Raw genomic sequence first — 25,287 nt, forward strand, 5'->3', positions numbered from 1 at the left:
CCGATAAGCCTATAGACAAAATTACTTACATACCCAAAGCAAAAACCTGGTAGGTGAAAACTACCAGGTTCTATATCGACCATACTAGCAATATAATATTCCACTAAGGTCCCAAACTTTTAGGGATATCGTTTCTTGGCGGTTTATCGCCGCCTTGCTTCCGGTATATTTTTTTAACTAAAATCATCTAAATCTGTTAATATAGCTATATTTAAGTCATTTTTCTTTCTTTGGAAATTAGCACCTACTATTTCAACCAATGTAATTTCGCATAGATACAACACTGTTGTCTCTTCTTCTAAATGTCCGGTAAATGTATTTTCTTGGCTAGAAATCACCATATGAAAATGAGGTTCTCCATTTGCCACGACTCCCTGTAAAGAAGCGAGTTCCAACGGAGCTTCTATAGTTACATATTCATCTACCGGAGATTCCTCCATACCAGTTACTCGATGAAGTACAGCTTTTTGCAGAGAGCCTATAGCGCTCAATACTATTGCATTTTTTATACCCAACTCATTTAATTGGGCCTTTATACTTTCAAGAAGCTTTTCGCCTCTTTCAAGATTTAATATTACAACTCTACCTAATTTATCTGATATAAATCTTCTCATCAATCTTACCTTCCTTTCATTCATTCCTAAGAATCTATTTCACCGCGTGCTAATCTTACGTGAGATTCTGCCATTTCATAATCGGCCGCTTGGGCACATGCTGTATTAATTTCAAGTGCCGTGGTTGCACTAGCTATAATTTCCGCTAAACGCATAACGCTTTTATTGTCGTCTATGCTAGTACCGACATTGCCACAACCTATTAGTTGCAAGGCTTCTTTTGCTGTTCCAAACATAGTGCCGCCACCAATCGTTGCTATTTCCAATGATGGAAAGCTCACCATAAAGTGTAATCCGCCTTCGACAGCATCGGCCTGGACAAAACTATTAGCCGATCCTGTTACCTGAGCCAGATCTTGGCCAGTAGCCGCAAAAAAGGCTGCAATCGGATTAGCTGCATTTACATTAAAACCCGATATCGTACCACTGAGTGCCGAACCTAAATAACATTTATGAAATACTACTTTTTCCACTTTTCTGCTGCTAACACCTTTTTTAAATACCTTTTTAAGTATTTCTTCAGGAATAAATATTTCTGTCTCTACTGACTTGCCACGTCCGTTTAATACATTGATATGAGCTGCTTTTTTATCGGTACATAAGTTGCCGCTTATAGTTATAAGCTCCCAATTATCTAACTCTTCTAATAAAGCTTTTACAATATCCGCTGAAGCTTTTGTAACACCATTCATTCCCATGGCATCGCCTGTTTTAAAAATCATTCTTAAAAATACTTTGCTTCCTACTTGATATGGATCTACCTTTTCCAATCTAATAAAAGGATCCTTAACATATCCTCCTAACCTGACTATTAGATCTTTATCGGTCTTTAAGCGTATACATAACTTTTCGGCTTCATAAATATTTGGCGCTTCGAGCAATGGGGCTCTGGTCATTCCATCATATCGAACCAAAGCGTTCACCCCTCCAGCCATATTTATTGCTTTAATTCCCCTTTGTACACCTGCTATTAATGCGGCTTCATTAGTAGCTAATGGAATATATACCATTTCATCTTTTACATATTCGCCTTTAATTCTCATAGGTCCTGCAATCCCTAAAGGTATAATAGCTGCCCCGACTTTCATTTCAATGCCTGGTAGGATTCGCCCTCCGCTTAAAAGCGCACAGTTATCTACCTGAGTAGTTTTAATCAATTCTAATTGTACTCCGGTATTTTCTTCTATAACCTCACATCTAAGTATAGCCGCGTCTTTGCACGCATCCTTCACTCTAGCAGCATCAGAGGCATATACAGCTTTAAAAATTTCCTCTTCTAGATTTTGCTGTTTTATCTGCCCATCTTTAAATTTTTTTCTTATTTTTTCTAATTCGTTATTCATTATTATCACCATTCCTTTTCTAGCTATGACAAGATGAACTTAAGCTCTTGGCATATTCGCCGCATTCCATGATTTTTTCTAAATCTATACCAGTCTTGATTCCCATACGTTCAAACATATCGACCATTATCTCCGTAGCAATATTTCCAGTGGCACCAGGCGCATAAGGGCATCCACCTAATCCCCCGGCCGCTCCGTCAAAAACAGTAATACCCGCTTGAAGTGAGGCAAGAATATTGGCAAATTCTATCCCTTTTGATTGGTGATAATGAACGGCTACCGATGCTTTTTTAAGGCTCTCTTTTATAAGCTTTGGTATTTCAAAGGCCATAATAGGATTTGCCATACCCGTGGTATCCCCAAGAGATATCTCATAAGAACCATAACTTTCTAATGCCAAAGCAATATCAAGCACTTTCTCAACCGGTATATCTCCTTCTATAGGACAACCAAATGCTGTAGCAATATAAGAACGCACTCTAACCCCGTGTTGTTTTGCTATTCTATTTATTTCTTCAATCTCTTTCAACGACCTGTCTACAGTCATATTAACATTTTCCATATTGTGGCTTTCGCTGGAACTCATTATAGTCACAACTTCTTTAAAACCGCTCTCAATCGCTAGCTCTAATCCTCTTACGTTTGGCACCAAAGCGCTAAATGTAATATCATCTCTCTTATCAATCCCTGCATATACCTCTTTGGCATCCTTCATTTGAGGAACCCATTTAGGATGAACAAAAGATGTCACCTCAATTTTTTTACAGTTAGCATAGATTAAGCGATTAACCAATTCTATCTTTTTTTCAACCGGTATATATTCAGGTTCATTCTGCAATCCATCCCTTGGTCCTACTTCAAAAACAGTTATTTCTTTGGGTAAATTTTCTTTAAACATTATAAATATCTCCACTTCTAATTAAAATCAGGATATAAAATGACTCGTCCCGTAAGCTTTGAAGCTTTATCTATCCATTTATCTATATCTCTTAACGGTACCTCATCTGCGATATAATTTTCTAAATTTATACGTTTGGACTCTAATATATTATCTAGAATTGTCCATGTGTTATAAATCTCTCTCCCAAAGATACCAGTTAACACCAATTCTTTGTAAACTACTCTAACCATAAATTTTTCAAATATTAATGGATAATCTATCATACCCACATATACGCATTTACCACCCACTTTGAGCATATCTACTGAATCGTTTATTACCTTTATGTCCCCTGTATAATCGATTATTACATCTACCCCTATGCCATGAGTATTTTCTATTACCGCTCCTACCATATTATCGCTTTTGTTATTGATTATTAAATCTGCTCCTAATTCATGAGCTTTATCAAGTTTGGCCTGTGTCCTACTCACAGCAATAACCTTAGTCGCCCCCAAAATCTTAGCTATCTCCACATTCATTAAGCCGATGGTCCCACATCCTAAAATAGCGACGGTCTTTCCTGCAACATCTGCCTTGGTAGTCGCATGCACAGCTGTAGCTAGCGGTTCCATAATTGCACCATGTGATGGCGGCATACTATTATCTACTTTTATAGCAGATACGGCTGGAAGCCTTATAAATTCTGCAAATGAGCCATCTACGCTCCTTCCAAGCACACCCATATTATTTACACATATATGAGATTTACCAGTTTTACAAGCATAGCAATATCCACACGGAATATGAGTTTCTCCAACCACATGGTCGCCTATATTGAAGCCTTTGACCACTTCACCTATATCTACGACTTCACCTAAAAACTCGTGCCCCATTGTAACAGGTAAAGGCAATTTCAGATTTTGTACAACAGTCGTCCAATTATACACATCTATATCAGATTTACACAATGCAGTTGCCTTTACTTTTATCAATAAATCAGTAGGGCCAATTTTAGGTATGGGAATGTCCTGAAATTCAGCGCCTACCTCATCTTTTATTTTACGTAAAGCTTTCATATTTACGATCATTCCTTCCTTAAGGCACAAAATATTTATAAAGTCTCTTACAAGCCTTGCCAACTAACGTTAAGATCCGATTATGTTAATATATTTTGTAGTAGCTGATTAACCTTAATTTAACTTAAGGCTAATCAGCCTACTTATAATAAATTAGCATTTATAGCAATGGGCCACTCAAATTGTTATTCAGCGCCAATATCCCCTAGGGTCTCATCGTAATCATAACCAAGGTCTTCGTAATGTTTTGCTCTAGTTTTTTGATCCACTTTATGGATAGCCACTGCAAATTCCAGTACTTTTTCTGCTTTATCTCTAGGAATAACCAACACCCCATCATCGTCTGCGCAAATGATATCGCCTGGATTTACTGTTACGCCTGCACATTGTATTGGAATATTAATGCCACCGTTGACTAGTCTTCCATAGACATGATTAAATGTCCGCTTAGTGCAAAAAGCATTTACCTTCTCTAGATTGCATTCATAAGTATCACGGCATGCTCCATCAATGACGGCACCAACAACTCCCTTTTTCATCGTATTCATACCAATTTCAGAGCCCCACACTCCACCAGGATAGCTACCCTCATCTATTACTACGACCATATCTTTAGCTGTTTCTTCTGTAATGCCGCTCATAAAAGAATAGGTATCAGAACACCAATTCCCCAGTTCGCCAAAATATTCCTCTATATTATCACAAGCTTTGACATCCTTTTGTGCGGGAATAAGTTTAACAGTATAAGCAAATCCTGCAAATTTAATACCCTCACGAATCGGTCTCATCTCCGAATTCATGGTACCCGTATTCACTAAGCCAAGTGCATCTAAACCATCTGCTAAATCTGCCAGACGATGTTTTCTTATTTCCCTTATCAATTCTTCATTAGACATTTGTAGAATACCTCCGTTTTTTATAATTTAATTTATATAAAAGGTTTGGATATTTATGCCAAGCCTTAAATATCTCTGATTGTAAGCATTCAATTTAACCTTTAATGCTACCTAACATTATGCCTTCTACCAGATAGCGCTGGAATACGATGAATATAAACAGCAACGGTACCAAGGACAGGCACGACATGGCAAAAAGCGCACCCCATGAGCTCTCACCGGTTGCATCCACAAACATACGCAGCGCAAGCGACACTGTAAATGTCGGAGGCGCACTCAAGTAAATCATCTGTGAGAAGAAGTCATTCCACGTCCAGATAAAGGTGAAAATCGCTACGGTGACAAGCGCTGGTACTGATAACGGCATTATAAACTGCATATATATCCTAAACGTCCCTGCTCCATCTATCCTCGGCGCTTCTAGCAGTTCATTCGATATCCCACGCATAAACTGCACTAATAGAAAGACGAAGAACCCTTCTGTCGCAAAAAATTTCGGTACTAATAACGGCAGATAAGTGTTAACCCATCCTATTCTACTGAATACTATATACTGAGGGATTAGTTTTACATGAAACGGCAGCATCAATGTTACCAGCATTATCGCAAAAAGGGTGTTCTTAAATCTAAACTCAAGTTTAGAAAAAGCATACGCTGCCATTGAACACGATAATATATTGGCAATAATGCTTACTATTGCTAAGAAAAAGGAGTTTATAAAGAATTTGCCGAAGCTAACCCCTGATACGCCTTTCCACCCATATATATAGTTATTTATGGTCGGATTTTTAGGTAATAGGCTGGCGCTTTGAAATATTTCAACGTCTTCTTTAAATGAAGCGCTTAACATCCATAGGAGAGGGTATATCATAATCAGCCCAAATAGTATGATTAAAAAATGTGTTAGCAACTTTCTTCTTTGTTTAATTTTCATTATCTTATATACCCTCCTCATCATTCATCATAATAGACCCATTTCCGAGCCAGAAGAAACATAATAGCTGTAATGATGGCTATTATAATCAATAGCACCCACGCTAGGGCAGATGCATATCCCATGGAAAAGTGCTGAAATCCTTTGATATAAAGATATAACGTATAGAATAATGTCGAATCTACAGGCGCTCCTGTTCCTCCGCTAATTATATAAGAGGGTGTAAACGCCTGAAATGCATTTATTATGGTCATAACTATGTTGAAGAAGACCATAGGCGTAAGCAATGGTAATGTTATGTGAAAGAAAGTACCCACTTTGCTTGCTCCGTCTATTTCTGCCGCTTCATAATAGTCGGGAGATATCTGCTTTAAACCTCCTAGAAATATGACCATAGGAGAGCCAAACTGCCAGATGAGCAATAAGATCAATGTATATAGTGCTGTATCCGGCGATGCTATCCAATTCTGTCCTTCAATGCCTACAAGTGATAGGAGTTGATTAACCACTCCTTCTTTGTTGAATAATTGCCGCCATAATATAGCTACTGCAACACTACCGCCGAATAATGACGGCAAATAATATATGGCGCGGTATATGCGAACGCCGGGTATATCGTTTTTGAATACAACTGCCAATAGCAAGGCAAAGATTAATTGGAAAGGAACACCGAGCGCCACATAGGTAAAGGTAACCTGTAAGCTCTTATGAACCCTGGGGTCGTTAGCTAATTCTATATAATTTTCGAGCCCTACCCATTTAGGGGATGTCACAACATCATATTGCGTAAAAGAGAAATACAATGATAAAACCATGGGAATTGCTGTGAACAAAAGGAATCCCAAAAGCCAAGGTGTTAAGAACGCATAGCCTTCCCACGGTCTATTAAATTTATATTTCTTCATTGGTCAGGTCATCACCTCAATTCAATTTAGCTGTTAGAATAGCCTAGAGCGTGTCGAAAGCACACGCTCTAGGCCAAAAAACTGTCGTTATTTTTTGCTTGAGTCCAATATAGGTTGGGCTTTAGAAATAAGTTCGGCAGCCGCTTCCCCAGGCGTTTTCTCTTCAAATCTTACCTCATCAGCAAGAGTCTTAAAAAGCGAGTCAACTTCCGTTGCCCCAGCTGGAGCAAAAATGATAGGTTTAGCAATTGGCATCAGCTTATTGACGTAATCTAATGTAGGCTTATCCTGCTCATCCAGTAAAGGAGTAAGGAATTCTACCATTTTTGTATTAGCGGGTACACCTTGATCCAATCTGAATAATTCGATCGAATCCTCGTCGTTGACCCAGAAATTTATCAGTTTTGCCGCTGCTAATTTCTTTTCAGGCGTCGTTTTAGATGAAATTGCAAAGTGAGCACCATAAATAAATTCTCCAACCTCACCATCTGGTTTAGATGGATGTCGTACCATAATAAGTTCCTTTTCCGGCAATGCTACACAATGCATCTTATATTGATTAGCGGGTGCTCGACGTATAGCAACTTTACCCCTTACAAGCAACGTATCTTCTAAAGCTGCATTAGCGTACTCAGTCGCTGTGGCTGCATCTGGTATGATCCCACTTTTCCGCAAATCATTCCACATAGTAAACCAACCCTCGACATCCTCTTCTGTATATGCTATATCGCCTTCCTGCGTATATAAATCTACGCGACCGTTTTGACGTACCCATACACGAAACATTTCATAGATACCTGACATATCATCCATAAGCCATGAATCTTTTGCGCCTTTCGCATCAAGCGCTGTTCTCGTTTCGGTTCCTATAACCTTGAGATCATCCCATGTCCAATCAAGTTTCGGAGTAGTTACTCCTAGATCTTTGAGCATAGAATTATTGACTATCAATGCGTCTATTGTGATACCCATAGGAATCATATAAACAATATCATTAAGTTTACCACTGTCTACAGCACTTTGTGGGAAATTACTCACATCAATTACGCCATCTTCAATAAACGTATCTAATGGTTCTATAACACCTCTTTGAACATAATCGCTTCCATAAAACGGATGCATCCCCATGAAATCCGGAGCTCCACCGCTAGCGCTTTGAACCGTTAATTTACTCCAATAATCTGTCCAGCTAGCCGGTTCACGTATCGTTTTTATATTCGGATATTCAGCTTCAAATGCATCGAGAATCTGGTTATACAACTCATGTCGCGTAGTATCGCCCCACCATGCGACGCGTATCTCTACTGGTGTTTCTTCAGTAGTTTGAGAATCCGTGTTACTCGGCTCTGTTGGCTCCTGTGTATCTTCCGGGTTTACAGCAGTACCATCATCCCCTCCACTACATGCTGATAGTAATGTAATAGATAATACTAGCATTACTATCAAAATTCCAATAAACACTTTCTTTTTAGCCACTTCTGTTCCCTCCTATATAGATAATATTTTAGGTTTCCAAGCGCTTTCTACAATAATACATCGCTTGAAATCCTTTATATAAACCATTATAGACGGGTGCAACATTCTATGTAAATGTAAAAAAGTACGTTATAATTGTACAAATCTATTCTACATGTTAGAATGTCGTCATAAATAAAAACAGTATATAACAAAAACACAAATACTCGAGAATCGAAGCAATTTGGAGTAATAGCTAAATATTTTGATATAACACGTTCTGAATCTATCTATAAGCCATTTTTGAATATTGCATTTACATATAAAGAATCATATAATTCAGATAACAGATATCTGATGTCTGTTATCCGATAACAGTGAGGTGTATAAGTATATGAGTCCTTTAAACGAACCCATAAAATCAGGCTCTATCGTGAGAGCAATAATCAAACGTATAGAAGAAGCTTTGATTAGCAAAGAACTTAAACCCGGAGATCCTTTGCCTTCTGAAAATGAGATGGCAAAAACTTTTGGTGTAGGTAAGACCAGTGTAAGAGAAGCTATAAAAATGTTGGAAGCAATGAATGTTGTAGAAGTTAAACACGGGAACGGTTCTTTTATAAAACAAAAGGCAGATGTCGATAACATAAATTCGCTAATATTCACTTTACTTTTGGAACAGGGAAGCAACAAAGAGATATTTGAACTCAGAGAAATGTTTGAACCAGCGTATACTGTAATGGCTATGAAAAAGGCTACTCCTGAAGATATAGAAAATATAAGAAATGCTATAAATCGCTTAGAAAACGCAGTCAACCAAGGCACTCAACAGGCAGATGATGATTTAGCTTTCCATTATGCAATTTTAGAAAGCACTCATAATCCATTTGTAATAAGAATTGGTTCGACCATATTACAGCTTTTTAAAGCTTCTCTTGGCACAACCATGAAAAATATGCCAGAAATTGCCGTAAGAGACCACGTAAGAATCTTTAATGCATTTTGTGACAAAAACGAGGAAGAATTACGCCAAGCTATGAATGATAGTTTTAATGCTTGGAAAAACAGTTTAATGAAAAACGAGAATATAACTATATAAGTAATATATATGATATTTACGAAGATGTGCCGATCTTAAAGGACGTATTGTCTTGAAATGAGGGGTAAAATCCCATAAAGGAGGGTATTTTAAATGATAAATCAGATATATGAAACTTATAATAATACAAGTAATTCCCTCTCAAGCGAACTATTTTATAAATTTATAGACCAAGCTCATGCGTTATCAAACAGTATTTTAAATGGGGATAAAAAAGGATTTCTTGCTATATGGGAAAATATCAATTGCAATTTTTTTCAGAATAGCAAAAGAACATGCGACGATGTTAAAACTTTATATATATTAATCATCAATACTTTAATATCACAAGTTTTAGTCGATAATGCAATCATTACCGAAAGTCGCTTAGTAAATATTCTCAAATACCGATTTGAGAATATCTACTACAATTTCACAACTGTAAATTCAATCGTTTCTTTGCAAATAATAGATGAGTTTAAAAACATACTTTTACTTTTAATAGATGATATTAATGCTAATAAATCGGAAAAATGCTCTATTTATGTAAAATATATAAAAACCTTTGTAAATAATAACTACAATACAAAAGTATCTTTAACTAAGATATCTCAAGATTTACACATAAGTCGTAATTATTTGAGTTATATATTTAAAAAAGAAACTGGAGAATCGTTTATCGATTATGTGGAGAAATTTAGAATCAATAAAGCCAAAGAACTTATGAAAACAGAAAATTTAATGATTTATGAAATAGCAGAAAAAGTTGGATATTTTGATTCTGCACATTTCAGTAAATCATTTAAAAAATTAACAGGTAAAACCCCTTCCGAATATATGCGATCGTCAACGAATTTTTGATCCACTTGTTACAAAAAACGACCTAAGCCCTGGTGTTTGTCAAGATAGTTGTCGCATTAATTTTATTTACGTGCCTGGTTGCCCGTAAATCTTCGCATATGCTGATGCGACTTTTATAGCTTCTTCCATGCTTATAGAACTCGCTATCCCTTGACCTGCTATGTGCCCTTGATCATGATATAGCGATAACACAGCATCATATTTGCCGTTGGCACATGCCCAAAATACCGAAAACATCAAAACAAAAACCTGGTAGATTTCATCTACCAGGTTCTATATTGACCGTACTATTTGAGATAATCGTTGAGCTGTTCTATATCGTTTATTCCAAAAATGGTATCAGCTATAGCCTCTAATACTGCATCATTCTGTTTCCTTATCTTCTCAACGTAATCTCCCGATAAGGTTCCAAACTTCTTCCGCAGAAACCTAATAATCATTTCTTCTTTGCCTTTTGCAATACCTTTCTCTATACTCTCAGCTATACCTTCTTCTCGTCCGATCTCTTTATAAATTTTGGCTAGATTGCTATTATCCCATGTCAATCCCATGTTATCACCCTCTTTCTCTTGGCCGAGTGATTTAGCACCTCCGCGGTAAGCTTTTTGATCTAAGGTTGGCCAATTCATCGGTTTTGGCCACGTCATATAATCTGTTGCCAAAGGCCCTTTGAGACTATTGCATACCGGCTTTCATTTTTTACACTGCTACCCGGCATCCAACATATTTCCGGCTTTGACAAAGATGTCCCAAAGCCATCCTTCGACTTCGTTTCTCTACCTATAAAAGGTTCCAATATACCTTTGCATTCGGATTCGCATACAGCTATTGCATGAGCTAATATTTTATCATCGGATCTTAATTTAATTTGTGGATCAGCACCATCCAGTTCTATATCAAGTTCAAAAAACTTATCTTTCTCTTGCTGTGGCGAATCAGGCAGTAGTTCGACATTGCCCCAGCCATAGCCGCGTTCCCCACCCAAACATGCCTCGCCTAATACATCGCGCCACTTAAGCTCATTTCCCTCTCGCTCAAATATATAGCCTATCATATAAACAGCATCTCCCTCTCTCGTTTTAGGCGAAATGTATTCAATCTCATGAAGGGAAGCATCTTCCGCCAAACGCATTTTTAATGCCGAACTGCCGTACCCATTGATATAGAGCCAATAAAATTTCTCGCTGTCACACCACGGGAATAAACTTACTTCATTTTTGCAAGTAGAAGGATAAAAATAACTAAAGCGGAGTTGCTCGTCCACATTTTCGCCAACACCTTTATAATCGCTATCACCGCGACAGGCAGCCAACTTCGCAGTTAATGCTCCCCACAAGTTCCTCCCTGTAATATACGGCCGCGTTTTGTGCAGAATGCTAAATTTATCCCAACCTATATGGATAGGCGACTTAACGTCAAACACTGTTTTATACATTATCCACGACATTTCATTTCACCTCGCCCGTGCATTATAGCGCGCATATATGAGTGTCTGCTCCCAAAGCTCCTTTATCAATAGCACTGAATCAATATCGCTAAGCACCTTGCTTATGACATCGTTGAGCACTTCTTTAGGATCGCTTTTATTTTGAAAGTGCACCTCTAGCACCGGCTCACTTATTTCCAATAATTTCTCCATCATCCAGCGGCTTATTTTTTCATCCTCGCCCGTCGCCGCACACATGTATAGCAAAGAAGCGTACACGCCATTGGTTTGCAGTATTCCCAATGCTTTTGTCACACACCTTTCAATATCTTTTTTATCCGCTTCAGCTATGCCCATCACTATTTCATTCCCGATCTTGGCAGCTTCATAATCAAGATTTACTTTGTTCAGCATTCCCTTCTTAAACCTCCTTCCGACAAAGTCTTTTTATTCGACCAAATCCCTTGGAACTCATGCCACCTATTCCAAAGTACTGGGCAAGATTCAAACCAGCTAGGAATACATCCATAGGGCTTTTCCATGGCCCGTTAGGCAAATCTTCACCGGTATCATCATAACCATCCTTATACATCTTGGAGACTGACGGAAAAGAGTTTTCGTAATCTTCTTCTATAACATCGCACCAAAACCACGTTGATCTAGGTATGGCTTCATATGTAAACAAGGCTTTATCCTCAGCAGCACCTGTTTGCGGATTAATGGCTACAGATGTCCTTGTTTCCAGATTGTTGTCCACAATATATGGAAATAGTTTTGGTGAGGCCACAGTTATTCTGTCTTTGATGTATCCGTAATACTCGTTAGATTCCAACTCTGGAGGGGCCTTTAATTCATTCAATTTGTCCTTAACTCCTAATGCCAACCAACCGAGTTTAAGGACACCCTTATCCCAGTTTAAGGTAGTATAAACCGCTTCTTCCTCTCCTTCATCAAATGTAATGTTTGTATTTGTCTCAATTTTTAACTCGCCTAAAATCTCTTTCGTTGTTACCCACAATGGGCCTGCATTCGAAAAACCTGGGAAAAAACATATTCTCGCATCGCTGGCTTTTATTTTCCCAGCCTTGGCTTCCCCATTTTTATTAGCTGTACCAAAGGTATACAAGATAGGGCATTTATTCTTATCCCCCGTGAAATTTTTATGCAAGCCTGCCGCCTCAGGTTTACCGTACTGCACCGCCGCATAGGATCTCGATGTCCCTATCAACGTAGAACCGGGTATTATGGGCAAATTTGTTCCCAACTCCCTAAGTATGGCATTATCCACCCTTCCTATGCTGTAACCTCCGGTTCCTATATGTATAGGATCGATGGCCATTAAATAAATGCGTTTTGATTTAATGTTCATTTTCGATTTCCTCCTCATTTAGTTTCTTTCCAATGCCGATCGCGATATTTTCCATTTCCTCGAAAGTGCTAAAGGTTTGTCTAAATATTTTCTTTTTATTCAGGTGCTCTTGCCACTTTTCCCCCCACTCTTTATACCATTTGCGAAATCGCTTAAACTCATTTTGGCTTCCTGCACCTAATTGGTCTTTTTTTGAAGTGTATTCGCTGTTGCTTAATAGCCCGAACTCGCCGTTCCCTAAGTATTCTCTTTTTACCGCGCCAAACTCATCCAAATACTTCGAAAAACATTCATCAGGTTCTTCGAGCACCTCTCCTGCCCCTATGTCACTAATTACCGCATTTATCTCTATATAATTGTCTTCTTTCGATGCTATGTCAGCTATACCAAAACCATCAGACGTTTTAGCCCCAAACCCATATCTCGCAAGCATACTGCTTACACCTTCGGCCACCAGCCCTATATCAGCAGCTACTTCCTTTCTCTCGTCATTGTTGCCAGTGACAAACGGAATGTAAAAAAGAACAAGAGAACCATCAGCACCTGCGGGCACAGCTTCAAACATTATAGGTTTTTTACCTACTCGCCGTTTTCTGTCATGAGGATTGATGATCTCTAGCGAGCTCTTCCAAAAGAATGTCGGCATAAAATGCAGGCTCCCTTTAGAAAAGACATCATTTCCATTTACAGAGCTTTTAGCTCCAAACAACCTAATGATACCATCCTCGTTATCTTCATGGCCTTCCTGTCGCAATGCGGACCTGAGGTTGCCCTTCCATGCAGTCGGATTAACACACGGCAATCTGAATACCATGTCCCGGGTTAATGGGTTATCTATTATATAAAAATCCTCTTCGCCTCTTGAAATATACGGCTTTTTAAGCTTAAACTTACAACAAAGCTTAAAGGAATAGCGCGGCAATAAACTTAGATCTATTTTATCCGCAGCAAAGGTCTGCTCAAAGAAATCATAGACTCCCCATTCTTTAAGCTTTGTTGCATAATCGACATCGGAGTTATTTTGTATCCACAATTGGCGCAGTTCGCTAGCCCAATCTTTATTGCATACAGCCAATACATTATAGGCCAGGCTAGGGTCTACCTCCAGCAACGTTTCAAGTTTTTTATTCAACTTCTCTTTTTTTGGAGCAGAAGATATTTCATCGAACAATTTTTTGTTTTGAAAAAATGCATTTGCATACCAATCCGATATCATCTCATTCACCCCCCATCACTTTTTTTACAAGATCCGAGCCATAGCGCTTTTCGACGATATTTACGTTGCCTCCGAATATATATTCAAGATAGTCTTTAAGTATATCCGCCAATTCCTTTACATCAATATGCTTATCCTTTACACATAATCCGGGCGGTGCAAAAGCGAAAACCCTTAAGCGATACCCCTGCCCATCAGCCCTCTTGTATGGCATACTGAAAAACACGCGTCCAGCCAGCCTTTGTTCATCATCTTTGACGTTTTGACTGCTTGGTCCCAAAAGCAAATCCAACTCTTTCGGCTGGCTGACATCGGCACTCTCCTGCCAATCTTTATTTTCCTTGAGCCACCTTCGAAAACCGAAGAACTTGCCGTCTTTATCGTTGGCTTCATATTTTAGGTCAAATACACATGGTATGTACCCTTCTTTATTGCTGCTGTTTTTTTCTATAAATGATTTAAGACCCTCTTTATTTATATCGCAATCCATAGTAACCAGATTGGAAAGGGAGTAGTCGTGTTCTATGCTATTTTCTGAAAGCGCCGCACCCTTGTTCAGCAGTTGCTTCATTTGATTCATAATTAGCCTTTCATCACAAGCAGGTTCTAGCAAATGGATTTGACCAAAGCCATGTTGCATTTTGGCCCCCAATCCCCCAAATAGCTCTATAAAGCTAAAAACCATCAGCAATTGTGACTTAATAAATTCACTATCTCTGCCATAGAAGCACAAATCAAACCCTATGTCGCCAAAGAAAGCCTTGTTCCCGTTAAATATTCTTCCCAGCCATCCCTTATTTTCTTGGTTTAATGAAACGAAAGAAAATGTTACCAAAGGTGCGTTTACAACCCTAAACTGAAACCTTCTTTTCCACCCCCCGCATCCGAAAATCCTGCATACAGCGCATATGCCTTGCTCATCCAGTATATCATCAACCGTTTTGCCCTTTTTAATCCCCTCGTTATACTTTTCAGCGTCCAGCATGCACCGATTATCATCGCTCGTAATATCACAAACGCTGATGCCAAGGCCCCTGCATATAACCTCATACCAAAACCTCAGGCTACCTACAATGCTGGTTTCATGCAATCTATCACAGTCTTTAGCAACACCTCCCGACCATAAAGGCGTATAGGTTTTAATTTTTATATTCATTTCGTCTGCCATTTTAAACTTACCTCCCTAGTTAAAGAGTCCTTTCCTACTACAACATGAGTATAATTCGACGATATCCTTGAGTTCACCGGATACAGCTGCTTTCACAATATCGTCCATGTTGCCGGGTTTACCATTTTCCCACAAGGCGTTATTTAATACTGCCTGCACAAATTCTGAAAATACAGTATCGTCCTTATTTGACTGCCATTCTAACCTTTTAGTCTCTATAAGCTCGATTAAGCCTTTGATTTGAGTAGATGATAGGCCTTGCTGCAATATGTCCCAAATTTGAGAGAATGTATCTAATTCTTCTAACAGATACGGCCTATTGTCTCTATCGTTTTGTTTACCCCTTCTCCCATATTTCACCTCAAAACGTCGAGCCGAAGCATCTACATATATAAAATCAAACGATGAAGGATATATAGATACCGAATCACCTTCACGTAAGTCCTTGACATTGACAAGCCAGCCATCGGGACCCCTGAAAGCCGTGGAACGGTCCTGCAACTCTTGTAGAGAATTTACCTGTTGAGGATCTAAATAGAAATTGGAATGCCATATATCATCTTCTATATCCCACGTTACACCATTTTCAAATTTCAGTTTATGATATTTATCATTGTGGCTGATAGAAGGCACGCGCCACGGTTCCTTTTTTGGCTTGTTTTTTACCATCTTATATGAAATGTCCAAAAGAGCGTTCATCGGGGTATTATGTTTGGCAATAGCCATACCTAAAAACAACGGCAGGCGATTTCTCACTTTGGCCATCTCCTGCTGATACATTTCTTTGATTTTGTGCACAACATCCAATGCCTTATCGGCAGGTACCAAAACGCTAAAATATTGAGGTTCACTTAATAAAGGAATAATCCTTGGATATGGAGCATCCAATAAGACAACATTTCTTATCTTTAAATCACCCAATTTTGAATTGGTTTCATTGCTTATTATTTCAATTGCCTTTGCGTTTGCCAATATCTCTCTTATATGCTCGCATGAAACACCATATTCGTTATCCAAGGAGAATTTCGGATCAAGTTGATTGGCCAATCTCTGCAGATTTTCGATTACGATATATCTATTACCGTCATAATACAGATCAAACACAGTATTTTCTATCTTAGCTTCATAGGCGTAGTGCTCATCTATACTTGCTCCGCTTATTACATGCAAGAATTCCCCTGTTATCCCAATCCTTTGTTCTGCTCCACCAACCACTTTTTTAAGTTCTTTTAATACTTCGTTCCAAAATGCATAAGTGGTCCCCCACACCCTTTGTATTCGAGCAAAGGATGGAGGCTTACGCCACACTCCCATGGCCAGCATTTCATTTTCCGGCATGTCTTCGTACTTTTCGCCTAAAAAGAGGGTTCTTTTCATATTGCCCAAAGTGTTATAATCTGTCCTTGCAACTTTCTTAAATTTTTTAAGATTCTCTAAGTTACAACCATCCTTCTTGCCCTTAAACTCATTTGCAATATCTGAGAATTCCACGCCACAATCTTCTTTGACATTTCTAAAGGTCGATATCATTCTACCGTTCAACCAATTATCAAGATCGAATTTTGCAGTTATAAGAGCAACCTCACCTTTAAAATCCGAAATTTCATTCATCCAAATGGTAGTATCTAACTTTTCAGTAGCCCATTCCTTACTTCTGCCACTTAAACGTTCAAAGCACTTTTGGCATATCTTCCTTGACTCTATCTGTTGCGGTCTTACATGGCATATCGTACATTTATCCTTGGAACTTTGCCACTCCCTTTGAAGTAAAGCCAGAGTCGGCGATAAAGGCGCTATTTCTCCCGCCAATTCTGAGCCAGAAAAGAAAATACAGCGCCCCGCTGATTTGCTCACATTTACAGTGATAAGTACTTCACCATCTGCCTCTTTATCGAACCTCCTCCTTATGACGTTTTCAAATGTCTCATTACTCTCACATTTATAATCCAATATATCCTCTATATCAGGAATTATAAACAGTATACTATTGACATCACGATATACCTCAAACCCGAGAGGGTATTCTACCTCTATCAAATGCTTTATATTATCGAATCCCTTATTAATGAGATCTCTGTATGCTAAAACAGCACCTATACGAGGTTTGGATATAAGCTCCAATCCATCTAAAGCTACACGCAGCGTCCTCCATTTATATTGTTCTTCCTTAACATCCTTGGTTGGTGGCCTATATTCACCATTTAATAGAACCTCCGCTAAAGAAGCCTTAAGAAAGGCCACTGAAGCCATAGTCTGATCCCACAGCGAAACATCATTTACTGGCTTTCGCGTTTCAGCCACAGTGATTGAAAAATCATCCTTTAACCTTTCGATGAAGGATGAGCGCCATCCCAGCCATTGTGATAAATCCCAAGCTATAGTTCCATCAATATAATCTTTTAATTCTTTTAGCTTGCTTTCCAAAAAATCATATAGTTCATGTCTGCGTTTACAGATCATATCGCGATCGATAAAACCGCTTTCATAACCAAAAGCCGAAGCAAGTGCCACATTTCCTTGCTGTTCATGATAGCTGCCATCTTCTAATATACCCTTTTCAACCGACGAACCCCTGGCATGGGCATCCTTCATAAGCTTTAAATAACCGCTATCGTTATTCGATACTCCATTTTGATGGTTCTCAACTATATCCTTAATGGCAAATTTTGGTTTAGGCTCATCAATATTTTCGAATTTACACAGCGGTATGTTAAGCCATTTTTCTGCCAATAGCTTAAATAAATCAGGAAAATTTGATTCCAAATCGTCTGGAAGTTTACGAGCATAGCTATGATTTATGAGAAATTTTTCATAGAATTTTCCTATCATGTGCAACCACATAGCAACTTCTACTGGCAGAAGCACATCGCGATTATCAGCCAATATCCCTAAATCTTTAGGTTTACCCTCATCCATTGAAACTCACCCCTTAATTTCTTTTCGTAGTATCAAAAGTATTGATATGCCATGCTTTAGCCTCTTTGTTAGGCTCTATTTCGAAAGCTGTATAGACTATATTGGAAGGGCAGCCGTCAAAGCTTTAAACGCCGGCATCAACATTGTCTTGGTATGCCATGAATATGGAAATGAGATAGCGGCAATTGAAGCCATAAAAAAGCCACAAACGAGGACGCTATATCCATGGATAAAATAAATGCCAGCGTAGATGAAATCTACCAGGTTCTATATTGACCGCCCTACTTAAGATAATCGTTGAGCTGTTCCACATCGTTTATTTCAAAAATGGTATCAGCTATAGTCTCTAATACCGCATCATTCTGTTCCCTTATCTTCTCAACGTAATCTTCCGATAAGGTTCCAAACCTCTTCCGCAGAAACCTAACAATCATTTCTGCTTTGCCCTTTTCGATGCCCCTTTCAATGGCCTCAGCTATACCTTCGGCTTTGCCTTTCTCAATGCCTTTTTCAATGCCTTCAGCTATACCTTCTTCTCGTCCGATCTCTTTATAAATCTTGGCTAGGTTACTATTATCCCATGTCAATCCTATGTTATCACCTTCTCCTCAAATTTTAAACCTTTTTCTTTCGGCCGCTCTAACATATCATCATTCGTACCCATCATACCATATTTTACATCTATGTGCAAGAATATATTTTCGCATATAATCTATCATCTCATACGCTGCGAGATTATTGAAGAGCCCGAGCTCTTACGGTTAAGGTGAACTTTGGTTCAAATTTATATCATTCGCATCGTACAATTGCTGCTTGCCCGCAATAGTAAATGAGATTTGACGCATAAGGAATTTTCATCAAAAATTGATTAGCTGTAACCTTTTGGTGTATGATATATAATGTGTATTGCTTAAGCAGACAAAATAGTAGAAACGGAGAATGGCAAACGTGCGCAGGATAATCCTGATAACTGTTATTTTAAGCATAATCGCCGCATCGCTTATTGGATGCGGGTTGGGTAAAAACCAGACGCCAAGCTCCCCGCCCAAAACCGGAGATTCGAGTTCAAAGCCGCCCGAATCGGGAACCGAGCCTCAAGCGCCAGAGCCCCCTTTGGAAGAAAAGGACCCCATTGAAGAAAGAATTGACGCCATGACGCTCGATGAGAAAATAGGGCAGATGGTCATAGTAGGATTAGATGGATATAATATAGATGAGAATGCCAAAACCCTCATTGAGGAAAAGCACGTCGGCGGATTTATACTATTTGAAAGAAACGTCGAAGATGCCGCTCAATTGCTGAATTTGACAAATTCATTAAAGCGCGCTAACACGGTCAACAAGATTCCTCTATTCATATCCGTCGACGAAGAAGGCGGAAGAGTATCCAGGATGCCCGATAGCATAAAAAAGCTCCCCACCAACAAAGCCATAGGCCAGATCAACGATGCCGACTATAGCTTTGGAATAGGCAGCGTTATCGGTAAAGAATTGAAAGCTTTTGGTTTCAATATGGACTTTGCGCCCGTGCTGGACATCAATAGCAATCCGAAAAATCCCGTAATAGGCGATAGATCTTTTGGCGCAGATGCCCAGACTGTAACCAAACTGGGCATACAGACCATGGAGGGAATCCGCACAGGAGGCGTTATCTCGGTGGTTAAGCATTTCCCCGGCCACGGGGATACATCGGTGGATTCCCATATAGACCTGCCCTCGGTCAACAACAGCTTGGAGCGATTGAGGAGTTTTGAGCTCATTCCATTCGCTTCGGCCATAGAAAACAACGCCGATGGGATAATGGTGGCTCACATACTCTTACCGAAGATCGACCCCGGCTACCCTTCTTCTATGTCTAAAAAGATAATAACCGGCATTTTGAGGGAAGAATTAAAATACGACGGCGTGATATTAAGCGACGATCTCACCATGGGCGCCATAGTAGATAACTATAGTATTGGAACGGCGGCCGTCAAAGCTTTAAACGCCGGCATCGACATTGTTCTGGTATGCCATGAATATGAAAATGAGATAGCAGTAGTCGAAGCTATAAAAAAAGCCGCAAATGAAGGCGCTATATCCATGGATAAAATAGATGCCAGTGTGTATAGGATTTTAGCGCTGAAACAGCGGTATGCCCTTAAGGACGAGGAAATAGAGTCCGTCGATGTTAAGAGCATCAATGACGCCATAACCCATGCCCTCGACCGATGAGCCCATATAACTGCATCATTCTGTTTCCTTATCTTCTCAACGTAATCTTCCGATAAGGTTCCAAACCTCTTCCGCAGAAACCTAATAATCATTTCTGTTTTGCCTTTTTCGATGCCCTTTTCAATACCTTCAGCTATACCTTCTTCTCGTCCGATCTCTTTATAAATTTTAGCCAGATTGCTATTATCCCATGTTATCACCTTCTTTATCCAATATGCGCTTTATTTCTCCCTCAAATTTTAAACCTTCTTCTTTTTCGGCAGCTAAGTACTTTCGGAAACTCCGAAAGTACTTAAAATCTATGTTAAAGGCTTGACTGTTTATGTCTTACCTGCAACATTCCCCGTACCTTGTCTATACACTTTGTTTAAAAATTTTTGGCTGCATTTTATCTTGACTTTTTCAAAATCGCCCCATAATCGAAATGGATAGCACTATTTACCATTACTTCGATTCCGGGAGGTTTTATTATGTTGCGTGACTGGCAGTCTCATATGGATTATCAGCAGTATCTTTTATCAACTTTACCTGAGTTCTTTAATGTTAAGGGAGACAGGGTGCTTAGGTTAGAAGGTTCAATATCTAAAAATGCATGATAATATTTTATCGGCCTTTTCGGCTGAAAGAACTATCGCAAATAAGATTCTTCTGCTTATGCCATATACTTTCCATCCTTACAACGCCAAAGCCAATTTTCGCCATCATAATTCTCAATTTGTGTTTCTATCTTCTTTACATAATCCGCAGCAGATTCCTCGTTTGCGTACCAGACATTTGCTTGCCCAAAACCAAAAGAACGAGTTACCCGTTCCCTGGGAACCTGCCAGATATGGAAGTTCCTTTGACCTTCAGGAAGCAGTACACAATCGTCTGCGGCAGCTTCTATATTATAGTCTCGATCATCAATTTCTTGATAATACCATCAATATCGTAGTGTCAAAAGTATTGATATGCTAATGACCCGTAATGCTTTATATGACTTGCTTTCGCAAGTATTTGAACCTTTACCCTCACCTACCTCCACCTTTTGCTATGAGAGTGGTCTGGCAGGAGCAACCGCAATATTCCTCGGTGGTACAATCTCATCGATCTTATAGCGCAAAAACAGTTCATCTAGGAAACCGTCAAGCTCGTCGGAATTAGGGTATTTCCATTCCTCAGATCTGAAAGCTTCATCGTGATTCCAATACCCATTTGCATGCAATAATTCATGGTATATGACATACTTTATTACATCCGGAGGAACATCAGGTGAGCAAAGCAGCTTATTAATAGCTATAACAACACTGCCATCATCATATTTTGTGCATAACCCAAATCTGCTTCTCAAAGGCTTATTGCTCCACCTTATTTCCGGCTTAACACCATTGGGAAACCACTTCTCAATTACTTCATTATAAAGCTCTTCCAAGTTGAAATAATCCTCTACAATATTGAACTCTGCCCTCTCATCAATGCTCACAATTTGAGGTTCAGCAGGCTCGCCATCTGAAAATTTCTCAATATAGTCATTTACGGTATGTTTAAAGACAAAAAAAGTTTTGTATAATTCTCTGATTATAGGAGTGGAATCGTACATTTCCTTCAATTTATACTCTTGTTCCGAACGCCGCAAGTCCATGTCAAACAACTTTTTTGCAATCTTCTTAGCATCGACCTCGTCCCTCTCCTTGAAGGTATAAAACGGTGGCATTTCACCCAACTCATACAGCGTATCTAATATCAGCTGTATATCATCAAGCTTAGGAAGATTTTCTTCAATATCGAAATAATTCTTTAACACCTCTTGTGCAGTGGGTTTGTTTGCCAGCAGATTATCTGCATTTTCCGCTATAAGCTCATATCCCGCTACTTGATTATCATATACAAGAACCTTTACATCTTCCCCATCACTATTAACTACCGCATACCAGCCTTGGGGGAAAATTTCATTATGCGAAATCCCAGTAATATTCATTTTCATTGCGCTGTACATCTTAAGGTATAAATCCCATATAGGATAGTTTTCTTCTGGTTCATTTGGAAAATCTAAGCTATTAACCTCAACTATATCTTCATTTTCATCAATGAGTTCTTGTACCTCTCCAAATTCATCAGCAATAAGCTTCTTAGGATCAAGCCAAAAATTGAATCTATCCCAAGTATCATGGAAATCAACAATATATGCTAATTTTGTTCCACCTGCATCAACACCTCTTAACCCTCTACCTATCATTTGCATAAGCAGCGAGTCGCTATTGGTTTGACGTGTGAGAAAAACTGTTTGTATATCCGGCACATCGCTTCCCTCGGTTAATATTTGAACGTTTATAAGCACGTCAAATTTATCAGCTTTAAAATCTGCTATGGTTTCCTGTATACCAGGTTCGCCCGACATACAAAAACGACAGGAAACGCCTGCTTCAGTGAATGCTTTTGCCAATGTAACACAGTGCAGCCTGTTAACTGCAAACACCAGAGTTTTCCCATATTTGTCCTTATGCTTTATATATTCGTCAACAATTATCTGATTACGGACCGAGGACTTTGCAAGCTGCTCTTTTAAGTGTTCTGAAAGCTCCCCAAATTTTTCAAAGTACACTTCGTCTTCTTCCGTTAAATCGAACTCGATTTCACCATTTATTTTGGTTTCAATTCTCTTATATACCGGCTCTGCCAGAAAGCCGGTAAGAAGAAGCTCTCGCAATGTAACTTCGTATATGTAACCTTTATCTGTACCCTTTCCATTTTTTATATTGCTATTTACATTAAACATCCTTAGAAGCTGACCCTGTTCAGCATCCTGCATGCGATAAGGCGTTGCCGTAAGACCTAGCAATAACCTGTTTGGGTTGATTTCTGATATTTTTTGTATTACCTTCCGATACGAAAGAGACACGGCATGATGTGCCTCATCAATAACTACGATTAGCTTTCTTTTACCATTAGCCCCTAACATCCTTCGTAAATATCTCATGCCATTTTTACTTGCTACCGAACCAATACCGCAAATGTTTATGTCATACCCCAAAGCCTGTGACATTGAGTGATGCCCACCTGATACCGGAATAATTTTTAATGTTTTAAAACCATGGTTCACAAGAATTGGCGCTTGCTTGCAAAAAGTGTTATATGTTTGTTCAATAAGCTCCTGCCTATGTACAAGCCATAAAACTTTAAAGCCTTGTGCCACGGCTCTGTCAAGCAACCAATTAACAACTGTAAATGTTTTACCGCTTCCAGTCGGCATTACAAGTAAACCATTTTGAGCTTGTTCTGTTTTACCCGATAGATCGAAGTACATGTCTAAACTGTTTATAGCTTCCAATTGATGCTTGTAAAGCTTCTTATTTTCGGTATCGGAGTTTAGTAAATCTATAGGATCTGTGTATTTCCTCATCAAATAATACCCCCAACTTCTTCATTCCAGAAGAGACATCATACCAAGTGTATCCAGAAAAAAACGTCTTTCCTCGTAATTCCCTTTTACCTTAGATTCCCGCCTACTCATAACGAGGTAGGCGGAGTAACACCTAATTTTATATAAAGCTCCTTCTGTTTCTCAAGAAGCTCACCAATGCGTAGTTCCCACCCCGAACTCTCAAAGCATTCGATAACATTCAGTTTGTCAAGAACACCCTGAAGCGTATAACTTTTAAATAAATCATGATCCTGCATCTGCTTTTTGATATAGGAAAGATAAATAAGTGCAATGAACTCAACAAATAGTTTACCGTCAAGGCTTTGTTCTGACGAACCAGCGTACGCATCATATTTAATCTTTCTTTGAGATTGCCGAAGGCTTTCTCAAGACATCTTTGTTACGGTATATTCCCAAAACAGTGATGGAATCCATGGTCTTATTGGTAATAAGTGCGAAAAGCCGTAATACCGCTTTTCAAAACGAGATAGTGGGCTGCTGTCCTCTGGCATCTAACAGGTACGTGGCACCGTAGAAGTATCGTGCTGATTCGGTTGTCGAAGATGGCCCTCTTTTCGCAGGTGCAGTTAAATCATCTTCTTTCTGCCTCTGCCATCAGTAAGAATAATTTCGCCGGTTTTTATGTTTACCCGGCCTATCAGAGTACGTTTGGCACGGAACTGTTTTTTCTCCTTATCCCAGTAAGATACTGATTCATATGCGTAAGTTATACCCAATCGTTTGTCTGTTTGATAAACAATCGCTGCCATATACATCCCCCTCGTTATGTGTTGTAACGCATAACGAGGCATTATGCAAGTGTAATATGACAACTATTCTAGTATTCATCTATGTTTCGAGGCCTTTTTCTCTAAACCTCGTTATGAGATAACGGGAATCCAGGCTATAACAGACAAGGTTATATCCATCGCACGTTTTATGAACAGATATGTAGCAGGTATCTCCCGCGTTCCCGTTATATATCTACTTACTGGCGGCGTAGTATTATCCGTCAGCATGTGTTCGTTCTGCATATGTACCTATCCCCTTTACAATATCTGGTGTTTCTAGAAAATACAATACTTTTCTCCTTATGGTATATCGGATGGCATTTTTTGGCCATGGCTCATGCATCTGCCAAAATATATCGCTTCTTTTGTGTTTCTTCTATGACCTCTTTGGTCCTCCCCGGGGCCGAAACACCCGGCTTAAACCGCCGATTTTGTATTGCCCGCCATGTTGTACTTCTATTATAGCACAGCGCAGCGCAAAAGCACTTGCAAAAGTCAAAATTAGCAGTACTTAACTCCTATTTTTTCTTTAAAAGTAACCCCTTCTGCTTTTAATTGTATTATTATTGTTGAAATACGTCAATAGTAATATCTTAGTAATCTTTTACGAAGCGGGGATAGCGGCCGGCCGCTTTGGCACGGTCGTGCCTTCCATGGCAGAAATATTGTTTTACCGTTGCATCAACATAAAATCGTGGTATAATTTATATGTATTCTATAAACGTTGCGCTGTATGTTTGTA

General features: G+C 39.1%; 23 protein-coding genes and 2 pseudogenes. 5 read left to right on the plus strand and 20 right to left on the minus strand.

The annotated features are described in order from the left end of the window. Positions 1-173: 173 nt before the first annotated feature. The 8 genes from JG770_RS00510 to JG770_RS00545 all read right to left on the minus strand — a co-directional run bounded on the left by JG770_RS00510 (position 174) and on the right by JG770_RS00545 (position 8,127). Positions 174-614, minus strand: a complete 441-nt coding sequence (locus tag JG770_RS00510; protein WP_291953812.1) for a PPC domain-containing DNA-binding protein — start codon at positions 612-614, stop codon at positions 174-176. A 26-nt stretch (positions 615-640) separates the two neighbouring features. Further along, a complete protein-coding gene (locus JG770_RS00515; protein WP_291953815.1) occupies positions 641-1,957 on the minus strand; it encodes a hypothetical protein in 1,317 nt (438 codons plus the stop codon). A gap of 19 nt (positions 1,958-1,976) precedes the next feature. Continuing rightward, positions 1,977-2,855 (minus strand): hydroxymethylglutaryl-CoA lyase, encoded by an 879-nt coding sequence (locus tag JG770_RS00520; RefSeq protein ID WP_291953817.1) that lies wholly within the window; start codon positions 2,853-2,855, stop codon positions 1,977-1,979. A 17-nt stretch (positions 2,856-2,872) separates the two neighbouring features. Beyond that, positions 2,873-3,916, minus strand: a complete 1,044-nt coding sequence (locus tag JG770_RS00525) for an alcohol dehydrogenase catalytic domain-containing protein (protein WP_291953819.1) — start codon at positions 3,914-3,916, stop codon at positions 2,873-2,875. Positions 3,917-4,101: 185 nt separating this feature from the next. Continuing rightward, positions 4,102-4,812, minus strand: coding sequence for a hypothetical protein (locus tag JG770_RS00530; protein WP_291953821.1), 711 nt, complete (start codon positions 4,810-4,812; stop codon positions 4,102-4,104). A gap of 94 nt (positions 4,813-4,906) precedes the next feature. Next, positions 4,907-5,746 (minus strand): carbohydrate ABC transporter permease, encoded by an 840-nt coding sequence (locus JG770_RS00535; RefSeq protein ID WP_291953822.1) that lies wholly within the window; start codon positions 5,744-5,746, stop codon positions 4,907-4,909. 20 nt (positions 5,747-5,766) lie between these two features. After that, positions 5,767-6,651 carry a sugar ABC transporter permease gene (locus JG770_RS00540; RefSeq protein WP_291953824.1) on the minus strand — a complete coding sequence of 295 codons (885 nt, stop codon included), beginning with the start codon at positions 6,649-6,651 and terminating at the stop codon, positions 5,767-5,769. An 87-nt stretch (positions 6,652-6,738) separates the two neighbouring features. Continuing rightward, on the minus strand, positions 6,739-8,127 hold the full coding sequence (locus JG770_RS00545; RefSeq protein WP_291953826.1) for an extracellular solute-binding protein: 1,389 nt from the start codon (positions 8,125-8,127) through the stop codon (positions 6,739-6,741). A gap of 412 nt (positions 8,128-8,539) precedes the next feature. Between JG770_RS00545 and JG770_RS00550 the strand changes: the two genes are divergently transcribed. Both JG770_RS00550 and JG770_RS00555 read left to right on the plus strand, forming a co-directional pair. Next, positions 8,540-9,205: a FadR/GntR family transcriptional regulator gene (locus tag JG770_RS00550; protein ID WP_291953828.1), complete on the plus strand. Its 666-nt coding sequence runs from the start codon at positions 8,540-8,542 to the stop codon at positions 9,203-9,205. Between the two features lie 93 nt (positions 9,206-9,298). Continuing rightward, positions 9,299-10,045: a helix-turn-helix domain-containing protein gene (locus tag JG770_RS00555; protein WP_291953830.1), complete on the plus strand. Its 747-nt coding sequence runs from the start codon at positions 9,299-9,301 to the stop codon at positions 10,043-10,045. A 66-nt stretch (positions 10,046-10,111) separates the two neighbouring features. Here JG770_RS00555 and JG770_RS00560 read toward each other — a convergent pair. The 9 genes and pseudogenes from JG770_RS00560 to JG770_RS00600 form a co-directional block, all read right to left on the minus strand. After that, positions 10,112-10,255: pseudogene (locus JG770_RS00560) on the minus strand (4-phospho-D-threonate 3-dehydrogenase); the annotation flags it as partial. A gap of 77 nt (positions 10,256-10,332) precedes the next feature. Beyond that, entirely contained in the window at positions 10,333-10,596 is a 264-nt protein-coding gene (locus tag JG770_RS00565; RefSeq protein ID WP_291953832.1) for a DUF4351 domain-containing protein, read from the minus strand. A gap of 92 nt (positions 10,597-10,688) precedes the next feature. After that, entirely contained in the window at positions 10,689-11,492 is an 804-nt protein-coding gene (locus tag JG770_RS00570) for a hypothetical protein (protein ID WP_291953834.1), read from the minus strand. Positions 11,493-11,498: 6 nt separating this feature from the next. Further along, a complete protein-coding gene (locus JG770_RS00575; protein WP_291953836.1) occupies positions 11,499-11,885 on the minus strand; it encodes a hypothetical protein in 387 nt (128 codons plus the stop codon). Positions 11,886-11,892: 7 nt separating this feature from the next. Beyond that, positions 11,893-12,840: a type III-B CRISPR module RAMP protein Cmr4 gene (gene cmr4, locus JG770_RS00580; protein ID WP_291953838.1), complete on the minus strand. Its 948-nt coding sequence runs from the start codon at positions 12,838-12,840 to the stop codon at positions 11,893-11,895. After that, a complete protein-coding gene (locus JG770_RS00585) occupies positions 12,830-14,056 on the minus strand; it encodes an RAMP superfamily CRISPR-associated protein (RefSeq protein ID WP_291953839.1) in 1,227 nt (408 codons plus the stop codon). Before JG770_RS00585 ends, cmr4 begins: the two co-directional genes overlap by 11 nt. A gap of 1 nt (position 14,057) precedes the next feature. Then, positions 14,058-15,224 carry a type III-B CRISPR module RAMP protein Cmr1 gene (cmr1, locus tag JG770_RS00590; RefSeq protein ID WP_291953842.1) on the minus strand — a complete coding sequence of 389 codons (1,167 nt, stop codon included), beginning with the start codon at positions 15,222-15,224 and terminating at the stop codon, positions 14,058-14,060. Positions 15,225-15,239: 15 nt separating this feature from the next. Beyond that, positions 15,240-18,140, minus strand: coding sequence for a hypothetical protein (locus tag JG770_RS00595; RefSeq protein ID WP_291953844.1), 2,901 nt, complete (start codon positions 18,138-18,140; stop codon positions 15,240-15,242). A gap of 281 nt (positions 18,141-18,421) precedes the next feature. After that, entirely contained in the window at positions 18,422-18,727 is a 306-nt protein-coding gene (locus tag JG770_RS00600) for a DUF4351 domain-containing protein (protein WP_291953846.1), read from the minus strand. A 352-nt stretch (positions 18,728-19,079) separates the two neighbouring features. Here JG770_RS00600 and nagZ point away from each other — a divergent pair, with 352 nt between their 5' ends. Further along, complete coding sequence (nagZ, locus tag JG770_RS00605) at positions 19,080-20,354, plus strand: beta-N-acetylhexosaminidase (RefSeq protein ID WP_363320856.1); 1,275 nt, start codon at positions 19,080-19,082, stop codon at positions 20,352-20,354. A 35-nt stretch (positions 20,355-20,389) separates the two neighbouring features. Here nagZ and JG770_RS10610 read toward each other — a convergent pair. Next, a pseudogene (locus JG770_RS10610) lies at positions 20,390-20,554 on the minus strand (hypothetical protein); the annotation flags it as partial. 270 nt (positions 20,555-20,824) lie between these two features. Between JG770_RS10610 and JG770_RS00610 the strand changes: the two are divergent. After that, a complete protein-coding gene (locus JG770_RS00610) occupies positions 20,825-20,950 on the plus strand; it encodes a hypothetical protein (RefSeq protein ID WP_291953850.1) in 126 nt (41 codons plus the stop codon). Beyond that, the gene (locus JG770_RS00615; protein WP_291953852.1) at positions 20,943-21,311 is read left to right on the plus strand and encodes a hypothetical protein; all 369 of its coding nucleotides are present in this window, start codon (positions 20,943-20,945) and stop codon (positions 21,309-21,311) included. Before JG770_RS00610 ends, JG770_RS00615 begins: the two co-directional genes overlap by 8 nt. 73 nt (positions 21,312-21,384) lie before the next feature. On the opposite strand, the gene JG770_RS00620 is transcribed toward JG770_RS00615, so the two are convergent. Both JG770_RS00620 and JG770_RS00625 read right to left on the minus strand, forming a co-directional pair. Next, on the minus strand, positions 21,385-23,733 hold the full coding sequence (locus JG770_RS00620) for a DEAD/DEAH box helicase family protein (protein WP_291953854.1): 2,349 nt from the start codon (positions 23,731-23,733) through the stop codon (positions 21,385-21,387). Positions 23,734-24,341: 608 nt separating this feature from the next. Further along, entirely contained in the window at positions 24,342-24,524 is a 183-nt protein-coding gene (locus tag JG770_RS00625; RefSeq protein ID WP_291953855.1) for a hypothetical protein, read from the minus strand. Positions 24,525-25,287 lie beyond the last annotated feature (763 nt).

The sequence above is a fragment of the Mahella sp. genome (assembly GCF_020054945.1).
GTDB lineage: Bacteria > Bacillota > Clostridia > Mahellales > Mahellaceae > Mahella.